The following is a 21,857-nucleotide window of genomic DNA, read 5'->3' as shown; positions in this document are numbered from 1 at the left end:
TTAAACCATCCGGTCCGTCCGATCTGGCAAGGCCCGCCGCTCGTCGGGGCCCGATTTGTTCGGCATCATCGAGAGGGCGGCGCTTGACACGATCGGAAGTCCGCGCTTCGTTAACTCGTTCCAGAGCCAGACCGCAAGCGGTCACGGCTCCATGCCGATCCGCTCCGTCTCCGCAGTTCACAGTCCGGCCCGCATCTCCCGGTCGGGCCCGGGTAGCCATTGCGCTGCAAGGCGGGTCTGATCGCTAGGACGGCGCCCGCCACCATCTCCATCATCGGTTCGGCGACATAGCCAATCATCTCCCGTAAGAGAAGTGCTTTCAGGCAAGTTCCGCAGGTTCAAGGAGATCGTTGACGGCGCCGCCACTTGGGAGCTGCGTCGAGTGCATGGTCGAGCTTGCCGCCCAAGGTACGTGGCTTCGAAACGCGTGCGATTGCGCCTCATTCAAGACCGGTAGCGGGTGGTCGCCGACATACAACGGGGCGCAGGCGACTGAAACGAACCCGCCGCCTGACCAGGCGCGTGGGAAAGTATCACAACGGTGACCACAGCGTCGCTTCAGGCCGTCAAAAGCTATTGCCGTGCGTCAAGGCGGGCTAGGTGACCCGTCGGAGGCCGGCACCAGCGGCTTTGTCCGGACAAGACAAATGCTATTGGGATTTGGCCGCCGCAGCCGCGAGCATCGCTTCTCCCATCGCAATGGCCCCTTGGGCACGCAGCATTTCACCAGGGTTCTGAATGTCGCGCAAGTCTTTGTTCTGGCTGAGTTTTGATTTTCCAACCAGGCCGGTGATCTCGATCTCCAGGGCGACGATTGCCTTAACCATCGTGTCGATGAAGTCCTTCGGCGCGTCGCCCATCTTCCACGGGGCAGGCTGCGAGGCTTCTTGCATATGAGTGAGCTTCGCCACGTTACGGCGTACATATCGCTCATCATCCCGGACAGTGATGCGTCCGTGGGCGTGGACGACGAGATAGTTCCACGTCGGCACCTGCTTGTGGAGTTCGTGCTTGCTTGGATACCAGTTCGGCGAGATGTAAGCGTCGGCCGCACGGAAGATTACGAGAACCTCATCGCCATTGGCGACTTCCTCCCAGATTGGGTTCTTGCGAGCGACATGGCAATTGAGGACGCCCTTGTCTCCCTTCGAGCGGTCAAGCTCGAAGGGGAGGTGGTTCGCGTCCAGTGTGCCTTTGCTTTGGGTGACGAGGATACCAAGCGGGTGTTTCTCGATAAGCTCGAACAGGGCGTTCTGATCAGGGACGGCAAAATGAGGCGGAACGTACAACGGTTTATCTCCTGTCGCGAATGTGCGGTTGCTAGTAATCGGCGGAGCCTTACGGAACGGGCTCCTGAATCTTCGCTGCCGTCGACGAGTGCCCCGGATCTCGGTGTCCACCACGCTCAAGAACCGCCATCGAGAAATGGGCGGGCACATCAGATGCCGCCGCGTATGAGTGCGGTTGGTCAGTGACAAGCCGCGCACTCTCGCCTTCGCTTAAAATGACCACATGGGTACCTACCACAACGCTCAGGGCACCCTGACTGACCGAGATCAACTCGCGCGTATCCGGACTATGAGCATCTGCGGAAAACACGTCGCCCGGCATAATGACCCAGCTCCACAATTCGAACATCGTGCGCCCCGAGGTCGATGAATGAAGTTGTGCAAAGCTTCCCTTGGCGCTTGTCCAAAGCGTCCTCGTCTCTGTCCGCTCAATAGGAAGGCGAACTGTGGAAGGATCGTCATTGAGCAAATCGGCCACGGAGAGCGAAAACGCCGCCGCCAGTCGGCAAAGTATGCCGATACTAGGGTTCGCCTTGCCTTGCTCCAGCGAGACGACGGTTCCCTTGGACAAGCCGCTCAGTTTTGCCAGGCGATCCAGGGTCAGATTTTGGTCGCGCCTCAAGTCTCGGATTCGAACAGCTATCGCTTTGCCAAGCACCTGCTCGGAACCCATCACTGTCGTAACATCGGTCATTATATTGACTTAGGACCTCGGCTCACCTATTGCGGTCAGTATAATGACCGGGGCGAAATTGCAACTGCCCGTTAGGAAGGAAATAACCGATGCGTTTTGAGACGAAGGCGATCCACTGCGGCCGAGGGGTCGACGCGTCCACGGGGGCCGTATCCATGCCGCTGCACACCAGCACGACGTTCGAACGCGGTGTCAACGGGTCATTTCCGTCCGGCTTCGAATACACAAGGGATGGAAATCCTACACGCAATGCGTTCGAGGCGGCCATGGCGACGCTTGAGGGAGGGGAAGACGGCATCGCCTTCGCTTCGGGCATGGCCGCAATCGCTGCAGTTTTCGAGAGCCATCCGTCGGCGGGTCGGATCGTTCTGCCGGATGACATGTATTTCGGCATTCGTTCGCTGATCGAAGAGACCGACATTGGGTCTCGCTTCGACTTTGCCCCAGTCGACATGCGCGATTTGGACGCTTTGCGCGCCGCGGTGACATCGAAGCGGACTGGGCTCGTCTGGATCGAGACGCCGTCAAACCCGATGATCCGCGTTGTCGACATTGCGGCCATCTGCGCAATCGCGCACGAGGCAAACGCCTTGGCGGTGGTGGACAATACGTGGGCCACCCCAGTGCTTCAACTGCCACTCGAAATCGGGGCAGACGCAGTGATGCACTCGGCGACAAAGTACATTGGCGGCCACTCGGATTTGATGGCCGGTGTCGTCATTGTCCCAAACGCGTCACCCCTCGGTCGCCCATTGCGGATGGTCCAGAAACACAAGGGCAGCGTCGCAGCGCCCTTCGACTGTTGGCTGGCGTTGCGGGGTCTGCAGACATTGCCGGTCCGCATGCGCGCCCATTGCGAAGGCTCCCAGAAAGTGGCCGAGGCCCTGGCGTCTCATCCGCGCGTCGAAAAAGTGCTCTTTCCTGGTCTGCAAACTGATCCGGGACACGATCTTGCTACGCGGCAAATGAGCCATTACGGAGCGATGCTATCTTTTATCGTCGAGGGCGGAGCCGATGCTGCAATGGCCGTGGCCGGCCGCCTGAAGATTGTTGTCCGGGCGACAAGCCTTGGCGGGACGCATTCTCTGATTGAGCATCGCGCATCCGTTGAAGGTGCGAAGTCCAAAGCGCCAGGCGGATTGCTGCGAATTTCTGTAGGGCTTGAACATCCTCAGGACATTATCGATGACCTGATGCAGGCCCTAGTCGAAACTTGCAAAGCGGGAGTCTAATGACGGGTGCAAGAACTCTGGCGCCGCTTTATGTTGCGGCTGGCGCAGCCGACGATCGGCAGAACAATGTTCCTGCTGAGTAGAACGCACGTCCTCTGGTGAACCGCCACCGCCGTGTCGCATCGTCTCGGGCGCGTGGTCGCATGGGTGATGAACGTCTTCGGGTTTCCGGACGATGGCCACGCGCCCGACGGAAGCGGAAATACCCAGATTTGCCGTTGACCTGCTGATGCTCAACCTCGTCGGAGATCGCGGTCAACAGATGGGATGGATGTGCTGGCACTACGGCAGTTTGACAAGCCGGCCATCGGGGCGCTAGCACCGTCCAAAGCCAAGAGTCGCAGGGCAGAACTGACCGCACCAAGCGGGCTGCGGGACCCATCAGCTAACGGCCAGGTTGGTACCTCAACGCGCATCAGCACCGTGGATGCCTCATTGTCCTTGTTGAGAGCGCGATCTCGGAACTTCGTTGTGACGCAGTCAGTGCACAGAGCGCACCGCTGCAAGCAAATGAGCGGAAGAACGACACCCAGTGGAGGCGAGAAGTGATGCGGCGTCAAGATCCTCCGCGCTTTGCGGCAAACACACTGATCCCTCTTCACAACCCGGTCTTTCGTTCTATCTGGACAGCCACGCAGATATCCAGCCTTGGCTGGCTGGTGCAGAGCGTGGCTATAAGCTGGCTCATGGCCACGATTTCAGCCTCCGATCTGATGGTTGCGCTCGTACAGGCTGCATCGACACTGCCCGCGTTCTTCTTGTCGATCCTTGCTGGAGCCATTGCAGACAGCTTCAGCCGCCGTGGCGTGATGCTTGCCGGACACTGCCTGATCGCACTGGCATCCACGGCGCTGACACTCTCTGTGGGACTGGGCTTTGCTAGTCCATGGCTAATCCTGGGACTGAGTTTCTTGGCCGGATGCGGCTTTGCCTTGAACGATCCAGCCTGGCACGCCTCGGTCGGCGATATCCTGGAAAAGCGCGACATACCCGCTGCAGTGACGCTGATGTCGGTGGGGTACAACGTGGTTCGGAGCATAGGACCGGCGCTGGGCGGTGTAATCTTAGCTTTGCTGGGCCCCCTTACGGCTTTCGCCCTCGCTGCGCTAAGTGACCTGGTCCCGTTGAGGGCTGTTCTGCGCTCACAGTGGCAAGTTCGCTCTTCGCCTCTTCCGCGCGAGCGGATGACTACGGCCATTCATGATGGCATGCGATTCACGGCGATATCCTCAGAGATCAGAGTGGCGATCGTGCGTGCAACCCTGTTCGGGCTATCAAGCATCTCGATCCTTGCTTTGCTCCCCCTCCTGGTTCGCGACCAGCTGGCGGGAGGGCCAATTGTTTACGGCGTGCTATTGGCCGGCTTCGGTACAGGCGCCTTCATCGCCGGCATTGGCAGCAGCTACTTGAGACGCATCACGTCCCAGAACCGATTGATCACGCTCGCATCCGTTGCTTGCGCAACGTGCTGCCTTTTGATGGCCCTCACATCGTCGGTGGCTGTGGCGGCGATCGCGCTTGCAATCGGTGGCGCTGGCTGGGTTGTCACCTGGACCGGAACCGACGTGTGTGTGCAGTTGGCAAGCCCAAGGTGGGTCGTTGGTCGCACCCTGTCCATCTATTACGCCCTGACCTACGGCGGCATGGCAGCGGGTAGCTGGATCTGGGGTGCTGTCGCGCAGTACTATTCGCTGACGTGGGCTTTGGAAGGTGCTGCAGCGGCACTGTTGCTGGTCGCGGCTGTGGGGAAGCTATTGCCGGTGCGGCTATGGGAGGAATCGGATCAAGCGGCCGTCGACTTCAGGCCACCAGAACTGGCCCTCCCTTTGAAGCCCAGGAGCGGTCCGATCGTGATCAAGATGGAGTACTCGATACTCGAGGAGAGTATCGATGAATTTCTGAGCTGCATGCGCGAAAGGCGGCGCGTTCAGAGCCGCGCCGGTGCGCGGGACTGGACCCTCCAGCGCGACCTTCAGAAGTCGACGCTTTGGACCGAGACATTCCGCACGCCGACATGGACGGACTATCTTCGTCTAAACCATCGACTAACGGTGAATGACAGGGACATAGGCGAGCGCCTTGCCGCTCTGCACATGGGTGATTCTCCGCCTCGCATCTCACTTTCAATCGAGCGGTCGACAAGCCCCGCCCCCGGCAGCCAAGTCCAGCCTGTGCCTTTTGTATCGCGCCCGTGAGAAAACCAAGACTTGTCTGGGCTTGGACACGGAACGAGCTATTGCAAATCGTTCCGGCCGGTTAGGCGAGCATGAGGATTCGCGTGGCAATTATGTCCATCACGGGTCCCATGTTCCGCCCGAGACCCCCCTCTCTGCCGCCAGATCGGCTTGAGCACGGATTCAGGTCGCCTGTCCTTTGCATAGCGGCGGGCAACGAATAGCAAGGGGGCGGAGGGTATCCCCGTCTGCGAAGCGGGCAGAGGAGGAATCCGCAAGGCGGGTTGCTGGGGAGACGGGCCGCGCGCCTCTTTCCGCCTAGTTTTCTCCGTTACAAAGTCCCCCCGGGACGGACTGCCAGTTCACGCCAGGGCCAACAGCATGGTTGCTCGCACGGGCGACCGCCGCGTCTGCCGGTCCTGCGAGTAGAATGAGGGAAGTGCGGCTTCATCCTCGATGCCAGAACTCGCGTCGCCCTACCGCGGCCGCCAGAGCCCCTTTCGCTGTCACGAGTCAGCCCACCTTTCTAGCTGGCAGCCCATCGGGAGCCGATCCGCAGCACCTGTCGGCGCGCCTTCCGTGTCAACGCAGAACATGATGCATATTCCCAGCGCTTTTTGACAGAGCGAACTACAAAATGCAGAACACTGACTCTCCGCCAAATGAATGCTGCGAGCAAGCAGCAGGCGGAGGAACTCCGTCTGGGCTGAGTATGTGTTTCAACGCGGACAAATAAATTGTAGCCAGTTCACGAAACGCCGGGCCCGCTCCTCTGGCGTCCGATCGTCCAGGAAATCCCCTCGGCGCGCACCACGCCAGACACCTCCTTGCCGATATGATGCTCAAGCACCGGCCGCCAAGGCACCAGCGTGAACTCGCGCGATTTCTCGATGACACCGTATTTTCCGCCGGCGAGCTCGACGCAGCGGCGCAGCGTTCCGTCTATTCGATTGCCATGCCGCGCTTCAGAATACGAGAGCCCGAGTTCGTCCGAGAGCTGACTGGCAACACGGTTCAGCTCTCGTTGGCGCAGCATTGAAAGCATGTTGGCGCGATAGATGACCCGATCCTGCGCATCATGGGCAAGACCTTGCGCGATCAGCCACTGCTGTCGGCGGGCCTGGACCTGACGTACTTCGCGACCGAAGCCAGAGTCGCGCAAGGACTCAGGGTGGGCTGATACCAGCTCCTGGTCGATCCAGGTGGCGCCGTCGAAGCCTACTTGGCTCTCCAGCGGCATTGATGAGAGCTTGTCAACGACAACAGGCTGGGCCCTCGCTCGCTGACGCTCGTAATCCGCGACGCGGTTGAGATGGTCGGGCGCGACTGTCCATGTGCCGTCCGGCTCGCGCTCGACGCCACCGGTCGCACGGCGGATCGCCTCCAGTCGCCGCACGTGCGTTTCGGCAAAGCGTTCGGTGGCCGAGTGGTCATGCTTGAGATGTATATCGATGCTGTAGCGCCCGTCGTTGACCGTGGCGATGCCGGCAATTGTGCGGTCGACTTTTCTTGGCCCGGTGTCCCTCGGCCTGACCCGCACTATGCAGCCCTCTGGTGTCGGTTGGGTGGCCTCGCCTTTGCCGATATCAAAATAGTGGCTTTTGCCGTCCACGCCGTCGACGACGAGGTAATGGCGGTCAGTCATTTCGTCGGCCAGCCCGCGCCCGACGACACGTCCGACCACGGTTTGAGCCGACCCGTCGCATCGATCGTGGATAAGATGGTCGGCGGCACTGCGGACGAGCCCCTTGCCGGTCAGCTCGCGATGGATGGTCTTGACGATGTCGCCGCGCGCGCCGATGCGGCGTAGCGTGGCTTCGAGCTCATCCTCCAGGCGCCAGCGACCGGCAGGCATCTCCTCGGCGAGGCCCATCCGCTCGAGCTTGCGCAGGCGGCCCTGGTGCAGCGTCTGGCGAAAGGTGTCTCGGCTGGCCAGTGAGACACACCCCTCATCGTCGCGCATGCGCATCAGCTGCCGGTCGATGCTGGTGAAGCGTTCCTGCTCCATCTCCTGGCGCAAGCGCTGCTCGATCTCGCGGTCGGTGCGCGGGCCAAGGTCGAGGCTAACCAGTTCGGCTGCGCGCTCGCGCAAGCCAGAGGAGATGTAGTCCCGCGCTATGACGAGGTTTTCGCCGTGATTGTCCCTGCCGCGCACGATGATGTGGGTGTGGGGATGGCCGGTGTTGAAATGGTCGACGGCCACCCAGTCTAGCCTGGTGCCGAGGTCTTCTTCCATTTGCGCCATGAGGCGCCGGGTGAGCGGCTTCAGGTCATCATACTCGATACCGTCTTCAGGGGCGACGATGAAGCGGAACTGATGACGGTCACCGTTCGCGCGATCGAGAAAGGCCCTGCCGTCCGCGCGGTCATTGTCGGCAGCGTAGAGCTCGCCACGCTCGCCTTCCCGGGTGACGCCGTCGCGCTGGAGGTAGCGGAGGTGCGCACGAGCCCCGTCGACTCCCTTGCCGGCCAGCTTGACGATGCGTGCCTTGACGACTGCGCGCCGCTGCCGAAACGCCGCGTGGCGGTCGCGCGCTCTAAGAACGGCGGCAGCGGCCCCGCCGCGCCCCACCCGGCTTCCGATGAAGCGGCTGCCGCGTCCGCTCCTGCCGCCTGCTCGGTTGATCGCGGCCTGCACCTGGCCAGCGTAGCGTTTGCCCGCCTTCGAGCCGCGCGAGCCAATTTTGCCGAGCTTCGGCGTGAATTCGTCATCCTGCATGCGGCCTCCGATGAACCAGCAGCAAAATCAGAAGCTTGCCCGCCAGACCCTCCTGGACCCGGAGGCAACCTCCTGGGAAAAGGATGTGCAGACAAACACTTCGCCGCCTCCAGGAGGCGCTGCCTTTATCTTGCCTTCCGCGGACCTGCCTCCCTGGCCCCCGCCCGAACCACGGTAGCCGCTGCCCTCACCTGCGATCCGGCCGGCCTGATCTTGCTCGCTCCGATCCGAGCGGCACCAGGAGTTGGCCATTCGGGCCGGTCACGGAAACACCGTTTCGGAGAAAAAACAGCGACTGCCCGGACGGGATTCCCGGCGCGCTTTTGGAACGGGATTTGCCGGTGAGCGCGTCCATATCGCCGGCCGAAATGCCCGCCGCCTTGATCTCTTCCAGATACGAAACCGTCTCGCTGGGCAGCGGTCGCCCGCGCTGCAAATGCTGCTCGTAGCGCTTCGGCCCGGCGTTATAGGCTGCAAACAGGCCTGGAAATCCGAAGCGGTCATACATGGCGCGCAGATAGGCAGTGCCTGCGAGAATGTTGTCGCGAGGGTCGTGTGGGACGGCTCCCAGGCCAAGCTCTGCGCGCAACTCCTCGTAGGTGGCTGGCATCACCTGCATGAGGCCAATGGCGCCGGCGCTCGACGTGACCGGCCGCCCATTGAGCGTCGTCTGCCCCCGGCTTTCGGCATCCATGACGGCATAAATCCAGGTCTGTGGAATGCTGAAACGCCGGCTTGCTTCGGCTACGAAGGGCTGCCATCTTGCAAGCTGCGGACTATGGGAGATGACGACCGGCTTCGTGTTGGTCGCGGCGGAACAGGAGCATGGTGCGAGACACGCCATGCTCAGCATAAGGAGGGTCACTCGGTCCATAGCGGCACGAGCCTCCCGATGATATTTTCGGTCGGCACCGGCCCGAAATAGCGGCTGTCGAACGAGCGATCTTTATCGCTGCCGAGCAGGAAAACCTCGTCGGCGGCGAGTTTTCGGCATGCATTCCACCAAGGCAGCGGACGGTGCTGCGTGTCGGTTGCAAGCCGGCGCGCGGCTATCTCGCCGCCGATGATGATGGCGTCGCCGAAGGTGCAGACATGCTCGCCGGGCAGCGCCGCAAGGCGCTTGATCAGCGGCACGTTGCTGGGCAGATAGAAGCGTTCGGCGGCGAGATCGGCGACCGGTCTTGGTGGGCGGACGAGTACGAGATCACCAAGAGCGGGCGATCCGGATGCGACGCGATAGAGGCCGACCGGCGCACTCGCCGAGGCGTTCCAGACCAGCCAGGGCGATGGTTTGCCGAAGGCGGCGAAGCCGATCAGGCCAAGGCCGATTGTGGCAACGACGATCGTCTTGCGGGCTCGAATGCGCCGCAGATGGCTGCCGATCAGACGGATGGTGGGACGCCGGCTCATGAGCGGCCTCCCTCACCGGCCGAGCCGGATTCGTGCGCGCCATCCTCGGGCGCGGTCTCCTGCGCGTGCCCTTTCGACCAGTCGTCGAGTTCGTCGATGTGATAGCGGACATAGCGGCCGTGCTTGCGGAATTGTGGGCCACCGCCTTTGAGGCGCATCTTCTCCAGCGTGCGCTGGGACAGCCCGATATAGAAGGCCGCCTGCGCGGTGTTGAGAAACGGACTGCCCTTCTTGGCGCGGGCTGCGCGTTCGTTTTCGTCGTCCATGATGATCCTCGGTTCGTTACGGGCAAGCGAGGCGAGGATCGGCAAGCGAGATCGTTTTGGGGACGGGCGAAGAGTGGGGGGCGAGTTTTCGCCGCCCCCTTCGGCGGCCTCACGGGTCCTGAGAGAGGCCCTGCGCCGGTTGGCGGCGCAGGGCCTTGCGGGTCGGCCGGTCAGTCGACCGGGTTCCAGATGATGGCGTAAGTGTCGTCGTCATCCTGGCCGGCGGCGCGGCCCAGATTGGCGTAGAGCTTGCGCGGGCCAAACTCGGGGGCCGCAATCGACAGGCTCACATAGTCCTTGCCGGAGGTCTCACCGGTGCGGATCCAGGCCGCACCCACTTCGACCCCTTGCGTCAGCACCCGGAAGTCGGGATGGGTGTCGGCGCTCTTTGCCTGATTGGGCACGATGTCGATGTCGGCGCGGACGCTGAGCGTCTTGAGCTGGCCCTTGTAGCCGCCGTTTTCCTGTTTGGTGACGTATCCGATTGCGGTCATTTTCAGTCTCCTCTTGGTGCTCGCAGGGGACCATTCCCCTGCGATGGCGGACCGTGATGGGCGAGTCCGGACCGCCGGAACCGGCACGGCCGCAGCGATAGCGGAGGACCCGAGCGGGGAGTTTTTTTGAAGCGAAGCGGCGCGAGGAAGCCGCCGCAGGCGGCGGGGAAAAAAGCTGCCGGCGAGGGTTTCGGGCGGGCCGGATCCGCCCATAGGTCGTCAAGCCAGGCGCAGGGGAATGGTCCCTGAGACACAATGGAGACAGGTTGCGCGATCGGGGGCACAACGAGCAGGCGGCAATATGCGGGGGGCCGGCGGCGCGGGCTCTCTCGGCAATCGGATTGGCAATTGGACCCACGCGCCTAGCGCCTCAGCAAGCAATTCGGGCCGGTGCGGGCTGCCGAAATGGGGGCGAATTGGCGTTGGAATTTATCGCACGCGGCACTGGCTCGGCAAGACGATCAATCGGAGCCGGCGCGGCCCGGAGCGGCGCGCGCGTCCTTAGCGGCAGTACTCGAGAAAACGCCGCTCGGGCCCTGATCGACTATTCGCCACGAACAGCGACTGCTTCCTTGCGCACAGATCGGCGAATAGGAAGGCCTCGCGGCTGGGCAGCTTTCGGCCGGGAATTTGATCCAGCGTGCAGCCAGGCCTCAACTTGAGGCGGCGGCCATTCTCGCCACCAGGAAGCCGCGGACCTCCCAGGCGAAACTGCTGTCCGCGCCATGCTTGCCGCCGATTTCGGCGAGCATCGAAACGGCGATTTCCTTGTCGCGCAAGCGATCGAAACGCCATTGTCCGGTTGCCGCCATATGCCGACGATGCGCACGATATTGTCGTCGCCAAGCGCCCACCTTGCGCGCGAACATGCCGGCGGCAGCAAGGGGTCGCGATTGCCGCTGGCCACCACCGGGCAGGCCAACAGCTTGTGCCGCATATTGCCGAATGCGGCGTCAGCCTTGCAGCCGGCAAGGCTGGCAGTCACTGTCTCGTTGGCTGCGCGCTGCGGCTCGGGGCGCACCTTGGCGATGCAGATCGGCATAGTTCAGCATCGGGCCGGTGAGTTCCGGCGCCGTCAGAAATGGGCATCTGCTCGCTTTGCGGCGTCGGCCAGTTGAGCATGGTGCATCGTCATGCCGCAATCCCTTCTTGCGCCTCGCCTTCGGCATCGGCCTGAAGGCCAAGCAGGAAATCGGCGGCCTTCGAAGCGAGGCTGGCGGCACGGAATATAGCGCGGTTGTCCTCGCGCAGCACCTTCAGCCATGAGCCGATGTAATCGGCGTGACGCACGGTCGGCTCGATGCCGAGATTGCTGCAGACGAAGGCGGCAGTGATTTCGGCGACCAATTCTTCACGCGCGTAAGCCTTGGAGCCGAACGAGCCGGAGAGGTCGCGAGCAAGCCGCGTCGGGTGGCCGGTCCAGTGGCCAAGCTCGTGAAAGCAGGTCCGGTAATAGTCGATCTGCTGATGGAACGCTGGCTGCGGCGGCACCTGAATGTGGTCGCTGCCCGGCATGTAGAAAGCGCGATCGCCGCCGACCCTGAAATCCGCACCGCTGGCGCGAATCAGGGTTTCGGCCTGCGGCACGATCTCGCACTGAGGCAGCGGCTCGGCGGGGGCATGGAGGGGTTCCGGAAGACTGTCGCACTGCGCGACATTGAAGACGGTGAAGCGCTTCAGAAAAGGCACGGCCTGTGGTGCATCGCCCTCGTGGCGTGCGCGCTCCTTCTCGTCCTTGGGGACAAAGCGGTCGGCATGCACGATGGTCGTGCCGCGCTCGCCTTTCCTGACATTGCCGCCCAGGGCAAGCGCCTGCCGGAAGGTCAGCCAATTCTGGCTGGGATAGCCGCGCTCGATGACGGCGCCCCACAGGATGAGGATATTGATGCCGGAATAGCTGCGCCCCGTGGACGCATTCCTCGGCAGGCCAAGGCCTGCTTTTGCGCTGCCCCATGGCTTGACCCATGGCACGGTACCGCGCTCCAGCTCGGCAATGATGCGGTCTGTGATCTCCTGATAGAGGCTGGCGCCCGGGCGCCTGCCGTTGCCTGCGCCAGCCTCTCCGCTGGTGGTACGCTTGCTGTTTGCATGCATCGTTTCATCCTCCGCTCACCAATCGCCGCGCCTTTCCCCGGAAGCGGGGTGGGCGGCGAGTCGCGACCGGAAAGGCCCGCCGTGGTAGGCGGACCGCATCCGAAGGACCGGAACGAAGAGGAGGACCCTGACCGGCACGCGAAGGGTTGCGGGCTGCCGCGGCGGGTCTAGAAGGGAGTGCCGCCCACCCCGCGCCGCCGGGAAAGGCCAACAGACAAACCGCGCCGCCCGCAAGGGCGGCGGCCGTCACAGCCCGAAGGGCTGCCCACGCCAAGGGGCGAAGCCGAATGGCCGAGACCGCCTGAGCTTGCCGAAGAAAAGCGGGCTCGGTTCACGAGCACCTGGTGCGCGTCGTCAGGCGCGCGGGCGCAGCCAAGTTTTTTCGCACATGGTCAGGCGGCGAGTTACGTCGAGAACCCACAGGCACCGCCGCCGTGCGCGCGGCTTCCTCCGAAAACCAGCGCTCGCCTTTCAACAAATTGAGGCATTGTCCTAGACAATATTCCTGTCCGGATCATGATAGATGCGGCGCGCCCGCTAGGACCGGAGGCTGGACAGAATCTCGCACGGATCAGCGTCAATGGCCGCAGTTATGTCGAGAAACTCGATGACGTCGAGACGCCGCTCTGCGCCCTCGTACTTGGCCACGAAGGATTGGGGACGACCAAGCTTGTCAGCCAGCTGCTCCTGGGTCAGGCCTTTGGCCTTGCGCAGCGAAACCAGCTGGGCCAGAAACCGCTGGTGGCGGGGCGATCGAAGGGATTTGGGCATGGAGGCGAACCGGTCGGGTAAAGACCGGATCAGCGACTAATCCCGGTTTCGGATTATCCCATTTTGGGATATACTGCGTGCGCTCACAGGCGAGGTTCGCAGGCATGAATGGACCAATGGGAACAGATGAGACTCGAAGCTCAACTTTGAGCGATGAAGTCCCCTGGTCGGAGAACCTCACGAGCTACGACAGGGAGCATTTCACAATCTACCTGCGGATCCTGGATGCCTGCGCCGACAATGCCAGCGAAAAGGAGATGGCCGAGCGCATTCTCGGCATCGACCCGTCCATTGACCCGGTCCGCGCCCGCAAAGCACTTCGCAGCCATATCGACCGTGCGAACTGGATGGTGACGACCGGCTACAAGGAACTGTTCGCCGGCTGATGCACAACGCCCACTGCCACGTGTTTCGAGCAGGCAAGTCTCTGTAGCCAAATTCGGCAGCGCACGGCCGCGACAGCCGGCGCGGCGGGAGCGGTCACAACTGGTTCGCGTGCTGTTTGACTGCCATTTCCAGTGCTTGCATCAAAGGCACAGCCTTGGAGAAGAGGAAGCCTTGAGCGGTTCGGCAGCCAAGCTTGTGCAGGGTTTGCCGATCCGCCTCTGTTTCGACGCCCTCGGCCATGACCTCGATCCCGAGCATCTCACCGAGTTCGATGACCGATTTGACAAGCAGTCGGTCCTCTCGGGACTTGGCCAAGCCGCGAATGAAGCCCTGGTCTATTTTCACCTTGCGTATCCGACGGTCCTTGAGAGATGCCAAGGTAGAAAAGCCGGTGCCGAAGTCATCGAGCGCGATGGAAATACCGGCATGTGAAAGCCGTCCGAGCTTTTCATCCACTCTGTCCGGGTCCACCGGCGATTCTTCGGTAATCTCGATTTCGAACATCGTCGCAGGCAGGCCTCTTGCCGCCAGACCATGCAGAACCATGTCGTCGATATCGCCGGCTTCCAGTTCGCGAGGGGAAACATTCATCGCCACACGAATGTTACGACAGTCAGCCTTCACCAAGCCGTCGATAAAAGCACAACAGTCGGCGAATACGGTTTGCGTCAGCAGCTGAAGCATTCCGGTTTCGCGTGCGGCTGTGATTATTTCGGGTGGAGAGATGGCACCATGCGTCGGATGGCACCATCTCAGCAAGGCTTCAAAACCGACCACGGTCTCGGTTTCGAGTTTCACGATCGGCTGGAACCAAGGTTGCAATTGTCCCGTCTTTATCGCCGAATGAAGATCCCGTTCGATGGACTGGCGACGTTGCAGTTCCCTGTCGAGTTCGGCATCGAACAGGCAAAATTCGTTCCTGCCATGGCGCTTGGCCGTATACAGGGCGATATCCGCCCGCAACAACATTTCAGTCAGGCTCGGCGTCTGCGCCAAGTATATCCCTATCGATGCCCCGACCCGCACGGACGCGACCTCGATATAGGGGCGAGCAATTTTGGCTATGATATTGGAGGCGAGATCACTGGCAGAAAGCGAAGCTCTCGTTGAGGGAAAAACCAGCACGAATTCATCGCCGCCGATACGAGCGAGCGTTGAGCCTTCGGGTGCTTCCTGCTCTATGCGGCGGGCGATCATGACAAGCAGTTCATCACCGGTCCTGTGACCATAGGTGTCGTTGACAGATTTAAAGCCGTCCAGATCAATCAGCATTGCCACGAAGGGGCCATCCGCGGTCTTGAACCGACCGATGGCGTGTTCGAGGCCCCGCCTGTTGAGAAGGGCGGTCAGATGGTCCTCCTTGGAGTTGCGCTCCATTTCCGACGCAAATCGCTCTGCCTCATGTCTCAGTCGGCTTGCTTCGCGGAAGCGCGCCTGCCCAACAAACGAAGCTCGGACCAAGCCGCCCATGAAGAGCAGAACGGTGGAAGCCAGAATGTAGCGTTCAAAATTGCCTTTCGCCAAAAGGCACGCCACCGTGATGAGGAGTGGAGGTGTGATGAAGCTGGTCGCCGCCGCGGCATACGAACTGCCATATGTAACCGCACCAGCTGAAATGCCCGCCAGTATGACCAGATGCATCGGTGCTTGTGGTGTTGTGTATCCAACAGTCAGGACGGCCGGGAAGGACCAGGCAAACCCTGCCAGAAGGGCAAGGACGCCAAACATGCGAAGGCGCGGCAAAACGCCAAGCAAATCCTGATGGCGCCCCGTTTCCTTTAGCTGAAAACGGGCGAGTGCAAGCCGGGCGGCATTTAGCGCATTGACGACCAGGAACCAGCTTGCAGCGGCAAAGCCGCCGCCAGAAAGGGCCTGCACCGCGCAAATCAGGCCTGACAGGATCGCGCTTATCGGCATCGACACGAAGAGCCCGGCCCTCAGGTCAGCAAGCTGATCCTGACGGATTTTGGCCTCCAGCGATTCTTCTTCCTTTAGGTGTGCCATGAATGGACCAGCTTGCTTGCGTCGTTGTTCGCGAGGACCAAACCTATGCAAGCCCACTGAAGGACGGGTTAACTACCCAGCGAGGGTAACCAGTGCGCTCACCACGCTTCGGGTCACACCTTTGGCTTAGCATTGCCGAATCATCAAGGCTTCGCCCGCGCGCGTGCCTTGATCCAAATCATGCCATGATCGGCAACGTCACCAGGAGACAGCCTTGCCCCGCGACGACGCGCGCCAGCAAGACAAGGAAGCCTCGCCGAGACAGCGTTCCAGAGCGGCAGCGCTCTGTGCGATTCACCGCCTGAGCATGGCCGAAATGCCATGGCGGACAAAGGGAAGATGTTGGGCAAAGCGGAGCCCAGCATGTCTTGCAAGCCGTGCCGCCGGGTGCTCGCTTGAGTAAAGACCGACAAGCATGTTGGTGGCATGATAGAGCGGCGCCGCCGACAGCCGCAGCCGGCTTTCGTATCTGCCGAGCATGTCGGGATCGGCAATGTCGCGGCGGGCGCGACATGCTGTCAGTATTTTATGAGCGAGTTGCTTCTGGCCGCTGAGGCCGATGTTGAAGCCATGCGCGGTCACCGGGTGCATGCCGATGGCAGCGTCTCCGATCAGTGCCGCACTCGGAGCCGAGAACTTGTGCGCCCAGGTCGTGACCAGCGGATAGGCATGGCGGGTGCTTGCCAGGGTCATCTCTCCGAGACGTCCTCGACACCGGTTCATCAATTCCATGAGGAACAATTCGTCGTCGAGAGCAAACAGTCTGTCGGCCTCACTTGAGCGCAAAGTCAGAAGCAGCGACGACACGCCTCCCATGAGCGGCAACATCGCGATGGTCTGATGGTGGTCGAACCATTCGACCGCGATCTGGTGATGGAAGCGCTCGTGCCTCACTCGGCAAATCAGCATGGAGTGGCCAAGCGGATGGATGTTTGCGCCAATGCCGAGCAGGTCGCGCATCGCGGACAAACGCGAATCCGCTGCGACGAGCAGCCGAGCGGCCAATTGCCTGCCATCAGAAAGCGTTATGACCGCCCCGTCTTCGCTATTTGTTGCATTGACGACCGAGTTGCCGCACAGCAGCCGGGCATGGTCCTGGAAGTAGACAATTTTGAACAGGGCATCGCGGATCTGACAATTTGGGACCAGAAATCCGAGTGGTTCCCCAGATCGGCTGAGAGCATCGAAGCACAGGGCGAAAGGGCTCGATCCGTTGAGCACGCGCGCGCCATGAAGCGGTGATTTGTCCGATGCGGGGATGGCGTCCCAGGCGCCGAGCTCGCGCAGGATTCTCACTGATGCGTGGGTCAGCGCGATCTCGCGACCGTCGAAAGCCGGATTCGCCAGGCTGTCGAGCGACTGCCGTTCAACCACTGCCACCTTGAGTTGGCTCCGGGCGAGCGATGCTGCGAAGGCAAGCCCGACCGGCCCAGCTCCGACGACAATGATGTCGAATGTCTCCACAGAGCCGGCCATCAGCGTGCCGCCATAGCGGCTATCTGCGATACGAAGCGCTCTTGAAGCATCGCAATCACCCACAGTTTGCCGCTCATCTCCCCAGCGTCGATAGACATGCGTTCTCCGTTCAGAGACGGGTCAATGAAACCACGCCGTTGAAGAGATAACGCTGATCTGGATCAACCAGGCTCGACAAACCCGGCGGCGGCGGGTTCACGGTCGAGTGGTCGATTGCCGTGAAAAGGTCTGCATGTCTGGGCATTCTGAATGGTCGGCTTCCCAACCGGCGTGCCACTCCTGGCCAAAGGTTCGGCAACGTATATTGGCTGATCCGTTCTTCGCACGCGCGCCGTATCGTCATGACGCGGGCAATCGCCAGCGAAGACTAGGTCGACTGACGACCAGCATCCGCACAGTCGTTGGCGCCGCCAGCCGGTTCAGCCTCGCGGATCTTCCCGATCGATAAGGACCCGCTCGGCGGAGCCGTCAAGATCTTCGTATTGGGCGCTCTTCAAGGTCCACAGGAAGCCCCGGTCCAAGCCCCACCAAAACAGGCAGCGGCCATCGCATTTCCGTCAGGACGGGCGTCTTGCTGCCGACAGCGTGCTCTCCGACCATGACGGGCGCCAGACGCCGAAGGAACTCGCCGAAGGCCTCATGTCCAAGTGATGTGGAAGGGAGCAGAACCAAAGGGACTCTGCTCCGCGTGCCCGCTTTTTTCGCAGCTATGAAACCATCACCGAGAACGGATCCGTACTGAGGAGGAGGCCGTCCTTGACTTGCCCGACGCCGGCAACCTTCTCAGCCGCAACGATCGCTGCCTTCCGTTGACGCTCGTCGACAATCGTCCCCTTCAGTTCGACAACGCCGTTGCTGACCCTCACATCGATCAAGTCACCACCGCTCCAGGTTTGTCCCTGCAGCTCGGCAAGGATAGCCTTGCGGATCAGGTCGTCATCGGGTGGCGTAGTGCCCTGTTTTGACATGGCGCGGATCAGGACAAGCAGCAAATCAGTTCGCGTGATGATGCCGACGACCCTTTCCCGATCGACAATCGGGATATTGTTGATGCGGTGTTGCATCATCAGGTCGACAACATCTGCAATCGAGGCGCCAGGAGGCGCCGAGATGACCTGTGGGCTCATCACCTGATGGATGATCCGTCCGTTCGAGCGCACATAGTCATTGGCGGTTGTGCCCGGGCCAAGATCAAGCTCCAGCCAGCGCGGACGCACACGCTGGGTTCCGAGTTCCTCTCGGCGCAAGAAGTCGCTTTTGCTTACAATGCCAACCAGGGTGCCGTCGCTGTTCGTTATCGGCAGGCAGCTGACTTTATTGGAAAGCATGAGCTCGACCGCTTCGGCGATTGTTGCGTTCGCATCCGTCGTGATGACTGGCTTTGTCATTATGCATTCGGCTTGCATCCTCACCCTCCTGATCTTTCGTCAGACGACGATAGGACATCCCGACCCGCGGCGCTTTGATCTGGGGCACTTGGAGCGAGTGGTATTCTCCGCGCCGTCGTCGCTGTCGATGAGAATGCGCTCCGCCGCGCCATCGAGATCCTCGTACTGGCCGCTTCTCAACGCCCAAAGGAAGCCGGAGAGGCCGAGTGCGCCAAGGAATAGCGCTACGGGGATGAGGTAGACGAGCGTCGTCATGACGATTTGGCCAAGGCGCCGGCCCGCGCAGGCCTGTCTTGCCGCGCAATTGCGGACGACGCACCCGTTGCGAAGCCTTGCAGACGCATGGCATTTCCAATCACGAGCAATGACGAGGCTGACATCGCGACCGCCGCGATAAGAGGCGTAACATGGCCAAGAATGGCGATCGGCACCGCCACAGCATTGTAAATGATAGCAATTGTTATGTTCTGTCGGATCAGGCTTCCCGCCTTGCGCGACACGTCCAGCGCCAGCGGGATCGCCAAGAGGCTTTCGCGCAGAAAAACGAAGTCGGCTCTATTGCGGCCAATGTCGGCGGCCGTGGCGGGTGCGATCGAAACATGCGCAGCGCTGAGCGCCGGCGTATCGTTGAGCCCGTCGCCAACCATCAGTACCTTGTGCCCGTCTCTCGCCAGGCTCTCGATGCGTTCAACCTTGCCGGACGGCAGCAGGCAGGAAACGAAGTCATCGACACCAAGCGCGTCCGCAACCTCTGCGCAGGCTTTCGCGGTGTCGCCCGACAGCATCTCCACGCTCATACCAGCGTTGTGCAGCTGGTCGATGGCTGCCCTGGTATCGACGCGCAGCGCATCCTCGAAATCGAAGGTCGCGACGATGATCCCGTCTTTCGTCAGAACCGTCCCGCCATAGCCATGTCGGCCTTCGCCGCCGGTGCGGGCTTTCCATCCAGCCCATCCGCGTCTACCCAGCCGCCAGATGTTTCCGGCGGCAGCGGCTTCGATGCCGAATCCCGGCTGCTCGGTGACGACATCGAATTTGCGCTGCCCGCCAGGCGCGGCAAAGCCGGCAATGGCCTTTGAATATGGATGACGCGAATGCGCGGCCAAGTCGGCAGCGATTGCCAGCATGGCCGGATCGATCGATGACGTGTTGACGAGCCTGGGCTGGCCAAGCGTGAGCGTTCCGGTCTTGTCGAACACGGCTGTATCGATCGTTGCCAGGCGCTCCATGGCCGAGCCGTCCTTGACCATGATGCCGTTCTCGAACAGGCGCCGTGCGGCCACCACCTGAACGATTGGAACGGCGAGGCCAAGCGCGCAGGGGCACGTGATGATGAGAACAGCGATGGCGATCGTCATCGCCCGGTGCCACTCGCCAGTCACCGCCATCCAGCCCAGGAACGTCACGAAGGCGGTGAGATGAACCACGGGCGCGTAGAGTGCCGACACGCGATCGGCGATGCGGCGATAATGCGCACGACCGCCCTCGGCAGCCTCGATCAGCCGAACCATTTCCGCCAGGAACGAATCCTTTGCGGCGGCCGTCGCCTCGATCGTCAGCGAGCCGGTAAGGTTGAGCACGCCAGCCTGCACGGCTTCGCCTGACGCCACGTTTTTCGGCGTGCTCTCGCCTGAGACCAGCGAACAGTCGAGATCCGACGCTCCCTGAATGATCTTGCCGTCAACTGGGATTCTTTCGCCGGCTGCTATCAGCAGCTGCATACCCGGTTCGATCTCGCCGACCGGCAAATAGTCCCGTGCACCGTCGCCGCGCAGCACCATGGCGCCGCGCGCGGCCAGTTGTGACAGGCTTTTCACCGCGGTGCGGGCACGCTCCCGCATTACGTGATCCAGCGTGCGACCGATCAATAGGAAGAACAGCAACGAAACCGACGCGTCGAAATAGGCATGTTCGCCATGATTGATGGTTTCATAGAGGCTCATGGCGTAGGCCAGCGACACCCCGACCGCGATCGGCACGTCCATGTTCGTGCGGCCGTGGCGCAGTGCATTCCAGGCTGAGCGGAAGAAGATGCCACCGGCGAAGGCCAGCGCCGGGATGGCGATCAGCGCCGAGACCCAATGGAACAGGTCGCGGGTAGCACCTTCGGCGCCGGACCAGACCGAGACTGACAGCAACATGATGTTGCCGGCCGCGAAGCCGGCAACGGCGACGGCGCGGATCAGCTCCGCAAGCGTCTTGTCTTGATCATCGACCTCGGGGGCGAACAAATGCGCCTCGTAGCCCAGCCTGCCAAGCGCGGCGACAAAAGGGGGCACCTCATTGCCACGCCACCGAATCGTGACCCGTTTCGTCGACAGGTTGACACGCGCGCCTTCGACATTGTCGAGTTTTCCCAGCGCCGTCTCGATTGTCTGGATGCAAGCCCCGCAATGAACCATCGGTACTGAAAGATCAGTCTGGCGAAGATCATGGCCAAGCGATCGACTCGCCAGCTTGATTTCCTGGCTGGAGGGCAGGACCGATGTGCTACCGACCAGATCCAGCGCCATTTCGGCGCCCGGTGCACAACAGCTCATTTCAGCGCTCCATGAGAAATGATGATCCTGCGGACATCGCGGTAGGGTCTATCCAGACCGGCATCGGCGTCGACTTCGACGATCCAGACACCGTCCTTCGGCATGTGCTGCGCAGCAAACTCCTCGCCCGAGGCGAGGGCGAGCGTGACGGCCTTATCCTCATTCTCATAGGCGGGATGGCGAAACAGCACCTTTACTGCATGCAAGGGAACCGGCTTGCCAGCGGCGTCGGTGAGGCTATAGCGGACTTCTCCCCAGGCGATGGTCAGCTTGCCGGTCCAGCCGAGGGCTGCCTGCGCCCGCCCTTCCTCGGCCTTCTTGTTGAACTGCTGGCTCGCCACATAGGTGTTTTCGACCACAAGGCCGGTCCAGCTTGTGTTGGCGAGCGTCGCCATTGTCAAATTGACCGCGATCACCACCCCGAAGAAGGCAAGGATGATGGTCAACATGTGCTTGCCGGTGAACTCGCGGGATTTGTGAGCGTTGGCGGTCATCTGGCGATCTCCGGCGCGTTGAAGGTGGCGGTGTATTCGTCCGCCTCGAAGCTCGCCTTGTCCTCGACACGGAACGTGAAGGTCTGCGCCGTGCCGTGGATTTGATCGGCGGGCTGGCGCACGAAGACCTTCAGCATTTTCAGGCGGTCGGGTTCGACCGGAATGGCGAAAGAGCGGCCTGCCTGAACGTCGTCGCCGACCACGCTCATTTCAGCTCCTTGCAAGCCTTGCATCGTGACGATGATCGTCCTTGGTTCGGGGATCATGTTGAGCAGCTTGACGGTATAGCCGTTGCGGATCGAACCGTCGGACAGCGTCACGAACTGCGGATTGCGGTCATGCAGCACGTTCACTTCGAGCCGGTCGCGCGTCAGCAGCGAATAGAGCAGGCCCAGGCCGATCAGCGACCACATACCCATGTAGAC

19 protein-coding genes and 1 pseudogene are annotated in these 21,857 nt (G+C 61.6%); 3 read left to right on the top strand and 17 right to left on the bottom strand.

Going from position 1 to position 21,857, the window contains the following annotated elements:
- Positions 1 to 650: 650 nt before the first annotated feature.
- Together X742_RS153345 and X742_RS153350 are read right to left on the bottom strand one after the other, a co-directional pair.
- The gene (locus X742_RS153345; protein ID WP_023772702.1) at positions 651 to 1,289 is read right to left on the bottom strand and encodes an FMN-binding negative transcriptional regulator; all 639 of its coding nucleotides are present in this window, start codon (positions 1,287 to 1,289) and stop codon (positions 651 to 653) included.
- Positions 1,290 to 1,338: 49 nt separating this feature from the next.
- Positions 1,339 to 1,983 carry an XRE family transcriptional regulator gene (locus X742_RS153350; protein WP_023772701.1) on the bottom strand — a complete coding sequence of 215 codons (645 nt, stop codon included), beginning with the start codon at positions 1,981 to 1,983 and terminating at the stop codon, positions 1,339 to 1,341.
- A gap of 89 nt (positions 1,984 to 2,072) precedes the next feature.
- Between X742_RS153350 and X742_RS153355 the strand changes: the two genes are divergently transcribed.
- Positions 2,073 to 3,215, top strand: coding sequence for a PLP-dependent aspartate aminotransferase family protein (locus X742_RS153355; RefSeq protein ID WP_023772700.1), 1,143 nt, complete (start codon positions 2,073 to 2,075; stop codon positions 3,213 to 3,215).
- A 548-nt stretch (positions 3,216 to 3,763) separates the two neighbouring features.
- On the top strand, positions 3,764 to 5,410 hold the full coding sequence (locus X742_RS153360; RefSeq protein WP_023772699.1) for an MFS transporter: 1,647 nt from the start codon (positions 3,764 to 3,766) through the stop codon (positions 5,408 to 5,410).
- 727 nt (positions 5,411 to 6,137) lie between these two features.
- Here X742_RS153360 and rlxS read toward each other — a convergent pair.
- The 7 genes from rlxS to X742_RS1000000172520 form a co-directional block, all read right to left on the bottom strand.
- Positions 6,138 to 8,108, bottom strand: a complete 1,971-nt coding sequence (gene rlxS / locus X742_RS153365) for a relaxase/mobilization nuclease RlxS (protein WP_023772698.1) — start codon at positions 8,106 to 8,108, stop codon at positions 6,138 to 6,140.
- Positions 8,109 to 8,295: 187 nt separating this feature from the next.
- Entirely contained in the window at positions 8,296 to 8,982 is a 687-nt protein-coding gene (locus X742_RS153370; protein ID WP_023772697.1) for a lytic transglycosylase domain-containing protein, read from the bottom strand.
- The gene (locus X742_RS153375; RefSeq protein ID WP_023772696.1) at positions 8,970 to 9,518 is read right to left on the bottom strand and encodes a S26 family signal peptidase; all 549 of its coding nucleotides are present in this window, start codon (positions 9,516 to 9,518) and stop codon (positions 8,970 to 8,972) included. Before X742_RS153375 ends, X742_RS153370 begins: the two co-directional genes overlap by 13 nt.
- A complete protein-coding gene (locus X742_RS153380; protein WP_023735797.1) occupies positions 9,515 to 9,784 on the bottom strand; it encodes a helix-turn-helix domain-containing protein in 270 nt (89 codons plus the stop codon). Before X742_RS153380 ends, X742_RS153375 begins: the two co-directional genes overlap by 4 nt.
- A gap of 170 nt (positions 9,785 to 9,954) precedes the next feature.
- Positions 9,955 to 10,278 carry a DUF736 domain-containing protein gene (locus tag X742_RS153385; RefSeq protein WP_023762782.1) on the bottom strand — a complete coding sequence of 108 codons (324 nt, stop codon included), beginning with the start codon at positions 10,276 to 10,278 and terminating at the stop codon, positions 9,955 to 9,957.
- Positions 10,279 to 11,409: 1,131 nt separating this feature from the next.
- Positions 11,410 to 12,372 (bottom strand): zincin-like metallopeptidase domain-containing protein, encoded by a 963-nt coding sequence (locus X742_RS153395; protein WP_023772694.1) that lies wholly within the window; start codon positions 12,370 to 12,372, stop codon positions 11,410 to 11,412.
- 537 nt (positions 12,373 to 12,909) lie between these two features.
- Positions 12,910 to 13,143 carry a helix-turn-helix transcriptional regulator gene (locus tag X742_RS1000000172520; protein ID WP_023735803.1) on the bottom strand — a complete coding sequence of 78 codons (234 nt, stop codon included), beginning with the start codon at positions 13,141 to 13,143 and terminating at the stop codon, positions 12,910 to 12,912.
- A 104-nt stretch (positions 13,144 to 13,247) separates the two neighbouring features.
- On the opposite strand from X742_RS1000000172520, the gene X742_RS153400 reads away from it, so the two are divergent.
- Positions 13,248 to 13,529 (top strand): DUF2285 domain-containing protein, encoded by a 282-nt coding sequence (locus X742_RS153400; RefSeq protein ID WP_081731037.1) that lies wholly within the window; start codon positions 13,248 to 13,250, stop codon positions 13,527 to 13,529.
- Positions 13,530 to 13,623: 94 nt separating this feature from the next.
- Here the strand turns inward: X742_RS153400 and X742_RS153405 are convergent, their stop codons facing one another.
- From X742_RS153405 to X742_RS0137095, 8 genes and pseudogenes are all read right to left on the bottom strand, one after another.
- Positions 13,624 to 15,534, bottom strand: coding sequence for a bifunctional diguanylate cyclase/phosphodiesterase (locus X742_RS153405; protein ID WP_023772693.1), 1,911 nt, complete (start codon positions 15,532 to 15,534; stop codon positions 13,624 to 13,626).
- A gap of 294 nt (positions 15,535 to 15,828) precedes the next feature.
- Positions 15,829 to 17,010: a 5-demethoxyubiquinol-8 5-hydroxylase UbiM gene (ubiM, locus tag X742_RS153410; RefSeq protein WP_023772692.1), complete on the bottom strand. Its 1,182-nt coding sequence runs from the start codon at positions 17,008 to 17,010 to the stop codon at positions 15,829 to 15,831.
- Between the two features lie 419 nt (positions 17,011 to 17,429).
- Positions 17,430 to 17,507, bottom strand: coding sequence for a cbb3-type cytochrome oxidase assembly protein CcoS (ccoS, locus tag X742_RS1000000176720; protein ID WP_348524174.1), 78 nt, complete (start codon positions 17,505 to 17,507; stop codon positions 17,430 to 17,432).
- A gap of 210 nt (positions 17,508 to 17,717) precedes the next feature.
- Positions 17,718 to 18,416, bottom strand: a complete 699-nt coding sequence (locus tag X742_RS153415) for a CBS domain-containing protein (RefSeq protein ID WP_023772690.1) — start codon at positions 18,414 to 18,416, stop codon at positions 17,718 to 17,720.
- Between the two features lie 96 nt (positions 18,417 to 18,512).
- Positions 18,513 to 18,653: pseudogene (gene ccoS / locus X742_RS0137100) on the bottom strand (cbb3-type cytochrome oxidase assembly protein CcoS); the annotation flags it as partial.
- Positions 18,650 to 20,938 (bottom strand): cation-translocating P-type ATPase, encoded by a 2,289-nt coding sequence (locus X742_RS153420; protein ID WP_023772688.1) that lies wholly within the window; start codon positions 20,936 to 20,938, stop codon positions 18,650 to 18,652. The gene X742_RS153420 and the pseudogene ccoS (X742_RS0137100), both read right to left, overlap by 4 nt.
- A complete protein-coding gene (locus tag X742_RS153425; protein ID WP_023772687.1) occupies positions 20,935 to 21,432 on the bottom strand; it encodes a FixH family protein in 498 nt (165 codons plus the stop codon). The genes X742_RS153420 and X742_RS153425 overlap by 4 nt, the downstream gene beginning before the upstream one ends.
- Positions 21,429 to 21,857 (bottom strand): FixG Ig-like domain-containing protein (locus X742_RS0137095; protein ID WP_031247992.1); only part of this gene is annotated, 429 nt, incomplete at its 5' end. The genes X742_RS0137095 and X742_RS153425, both read right to left, overlap by 4 nt.

Origin of the sequence: Mesorhizobium sp. LNHC229A00 (assembly GCF_000502415.1) — a bacterium.
Taxonomy (GTDB): domain Bacteria; phylum Pseudomonadota; class Alphaproteobacteria; order Rhizobiales; family Rhizobiaceae; genus Mesorhizobium.
This window is presented reverse-complemented; position numbering and strand designations above follow the sequence as displayed.

Bases quoted from the DNA above. Each gene is read 5' to 3' on its own strand.
- X742_RS153375 (WP_023772696.1), bottom strand. From the start codon at position 9,518: ATGAGCCGGCGTCCCACCATCCGTCTGATCGGCAGCCATCTGCGGCGC.
- rlxS (WP_023772698.1), bottom strand. From the start codon at position 8,108: ATGCAGGATGACGAATTCACGCCGAAGCTCGGCAAAATTGGCTCGCGC.
- X742_RS153370 (WP_023772697.1), bottom strand. From the start codon at position 8,982: ATGGACCGAGTGACCCTCCTTATGCTGAGCATGGCGTGTCTCGCACCA.
- X742_RS153385 (WP_023762782.1), bottom strand. From the start codon at position 10,278: ATGACCGCAATCGGATACGTCACCAAACAGGAAAACGGCGGCTACAAG.
- X742_RS153420 (WP_023772688.1), bottom strand. From the start codon at position 20,938: ATGAGCTGTTGTGCACCGGGCGCCGAAATGGCGCTGGATCTGGTCGGT.
- X742_RS153355 (WP_023772700.1), top strand. From the start codon at position 2,073: ATGCGTTTTGAGACGAAGGCGATCCACTGCGGCCGAGGGGTCGACGCG.
- X742_RS153400 (WP_081731037.1), top strand. From the start codon at position 13,248: ATGAATGGACCAATGGGAACAGATGAGACTCGAAGCTCAACTTTGAGC.
- X742_RS153360 (WP_023772699.1), top strand. From the start codon at position 3,764: ATGCGGCGTCAAGATCCTCCGCGCTTTGCGGCAAACACACTGATCCCT.
- X742_RS153415 (WP_023772690.1), bottom strand. From the start codon at position 18,416: ATGCAAGCCGAATGCATAATGACAAAGCCAGTCATCACGACGGATGCG.
- ubiM (WP_023772692.1), bottom strand. From the start codon at position 17,010: ATGGCCGGCTCTGTGGAGACATTCGACATCATTGTCGTCGGAGCTGGG.
- X742_RS153380 (WP_023735797.1), bottom strand. From the start codon at position 9,784: ATGGACGACGAAAACGAACGCGCAGCCCGCGCCAAGAAGGGCAGTCCG.
- X742_RS153405 (WP_023772693.1), bottom strand. From the start codon at position 15,534: ATGGCACACCTAAAGGAAGAAGAATCGCTGGAGGCCAAAATCCGTCAG.
- X742_RS153425 (WP_023772687.1), bottom strand. From the start codon at position 21,432: ATGACCGCCAACGCTCACAAATCCCGCGAGTTCACCGGCAAGCACATG.
- X742_RS153350 (WP_023772701.1), bottom strand. From the start codon at position 1,983: ATGACCGATGTTACGACAGTGATGGGTTCCGAGCAGGTGCTTGGCAAA.
- X742_RS153395 (WP_023772694.1), bottom strand. From the start codon at position 12,372: ATGCATGCAAACAGCAAGCGTACCACCAGCGGAGAGGCTGGCGCAGGC.
- X742_RS1000000172520 (WP_023735803.1), bottom strand. From the start codon at position 13,143: ATGCCCAAATCCCTTCGATCGCCCCGCCACCAGCGGTTTCTGGCCCAG.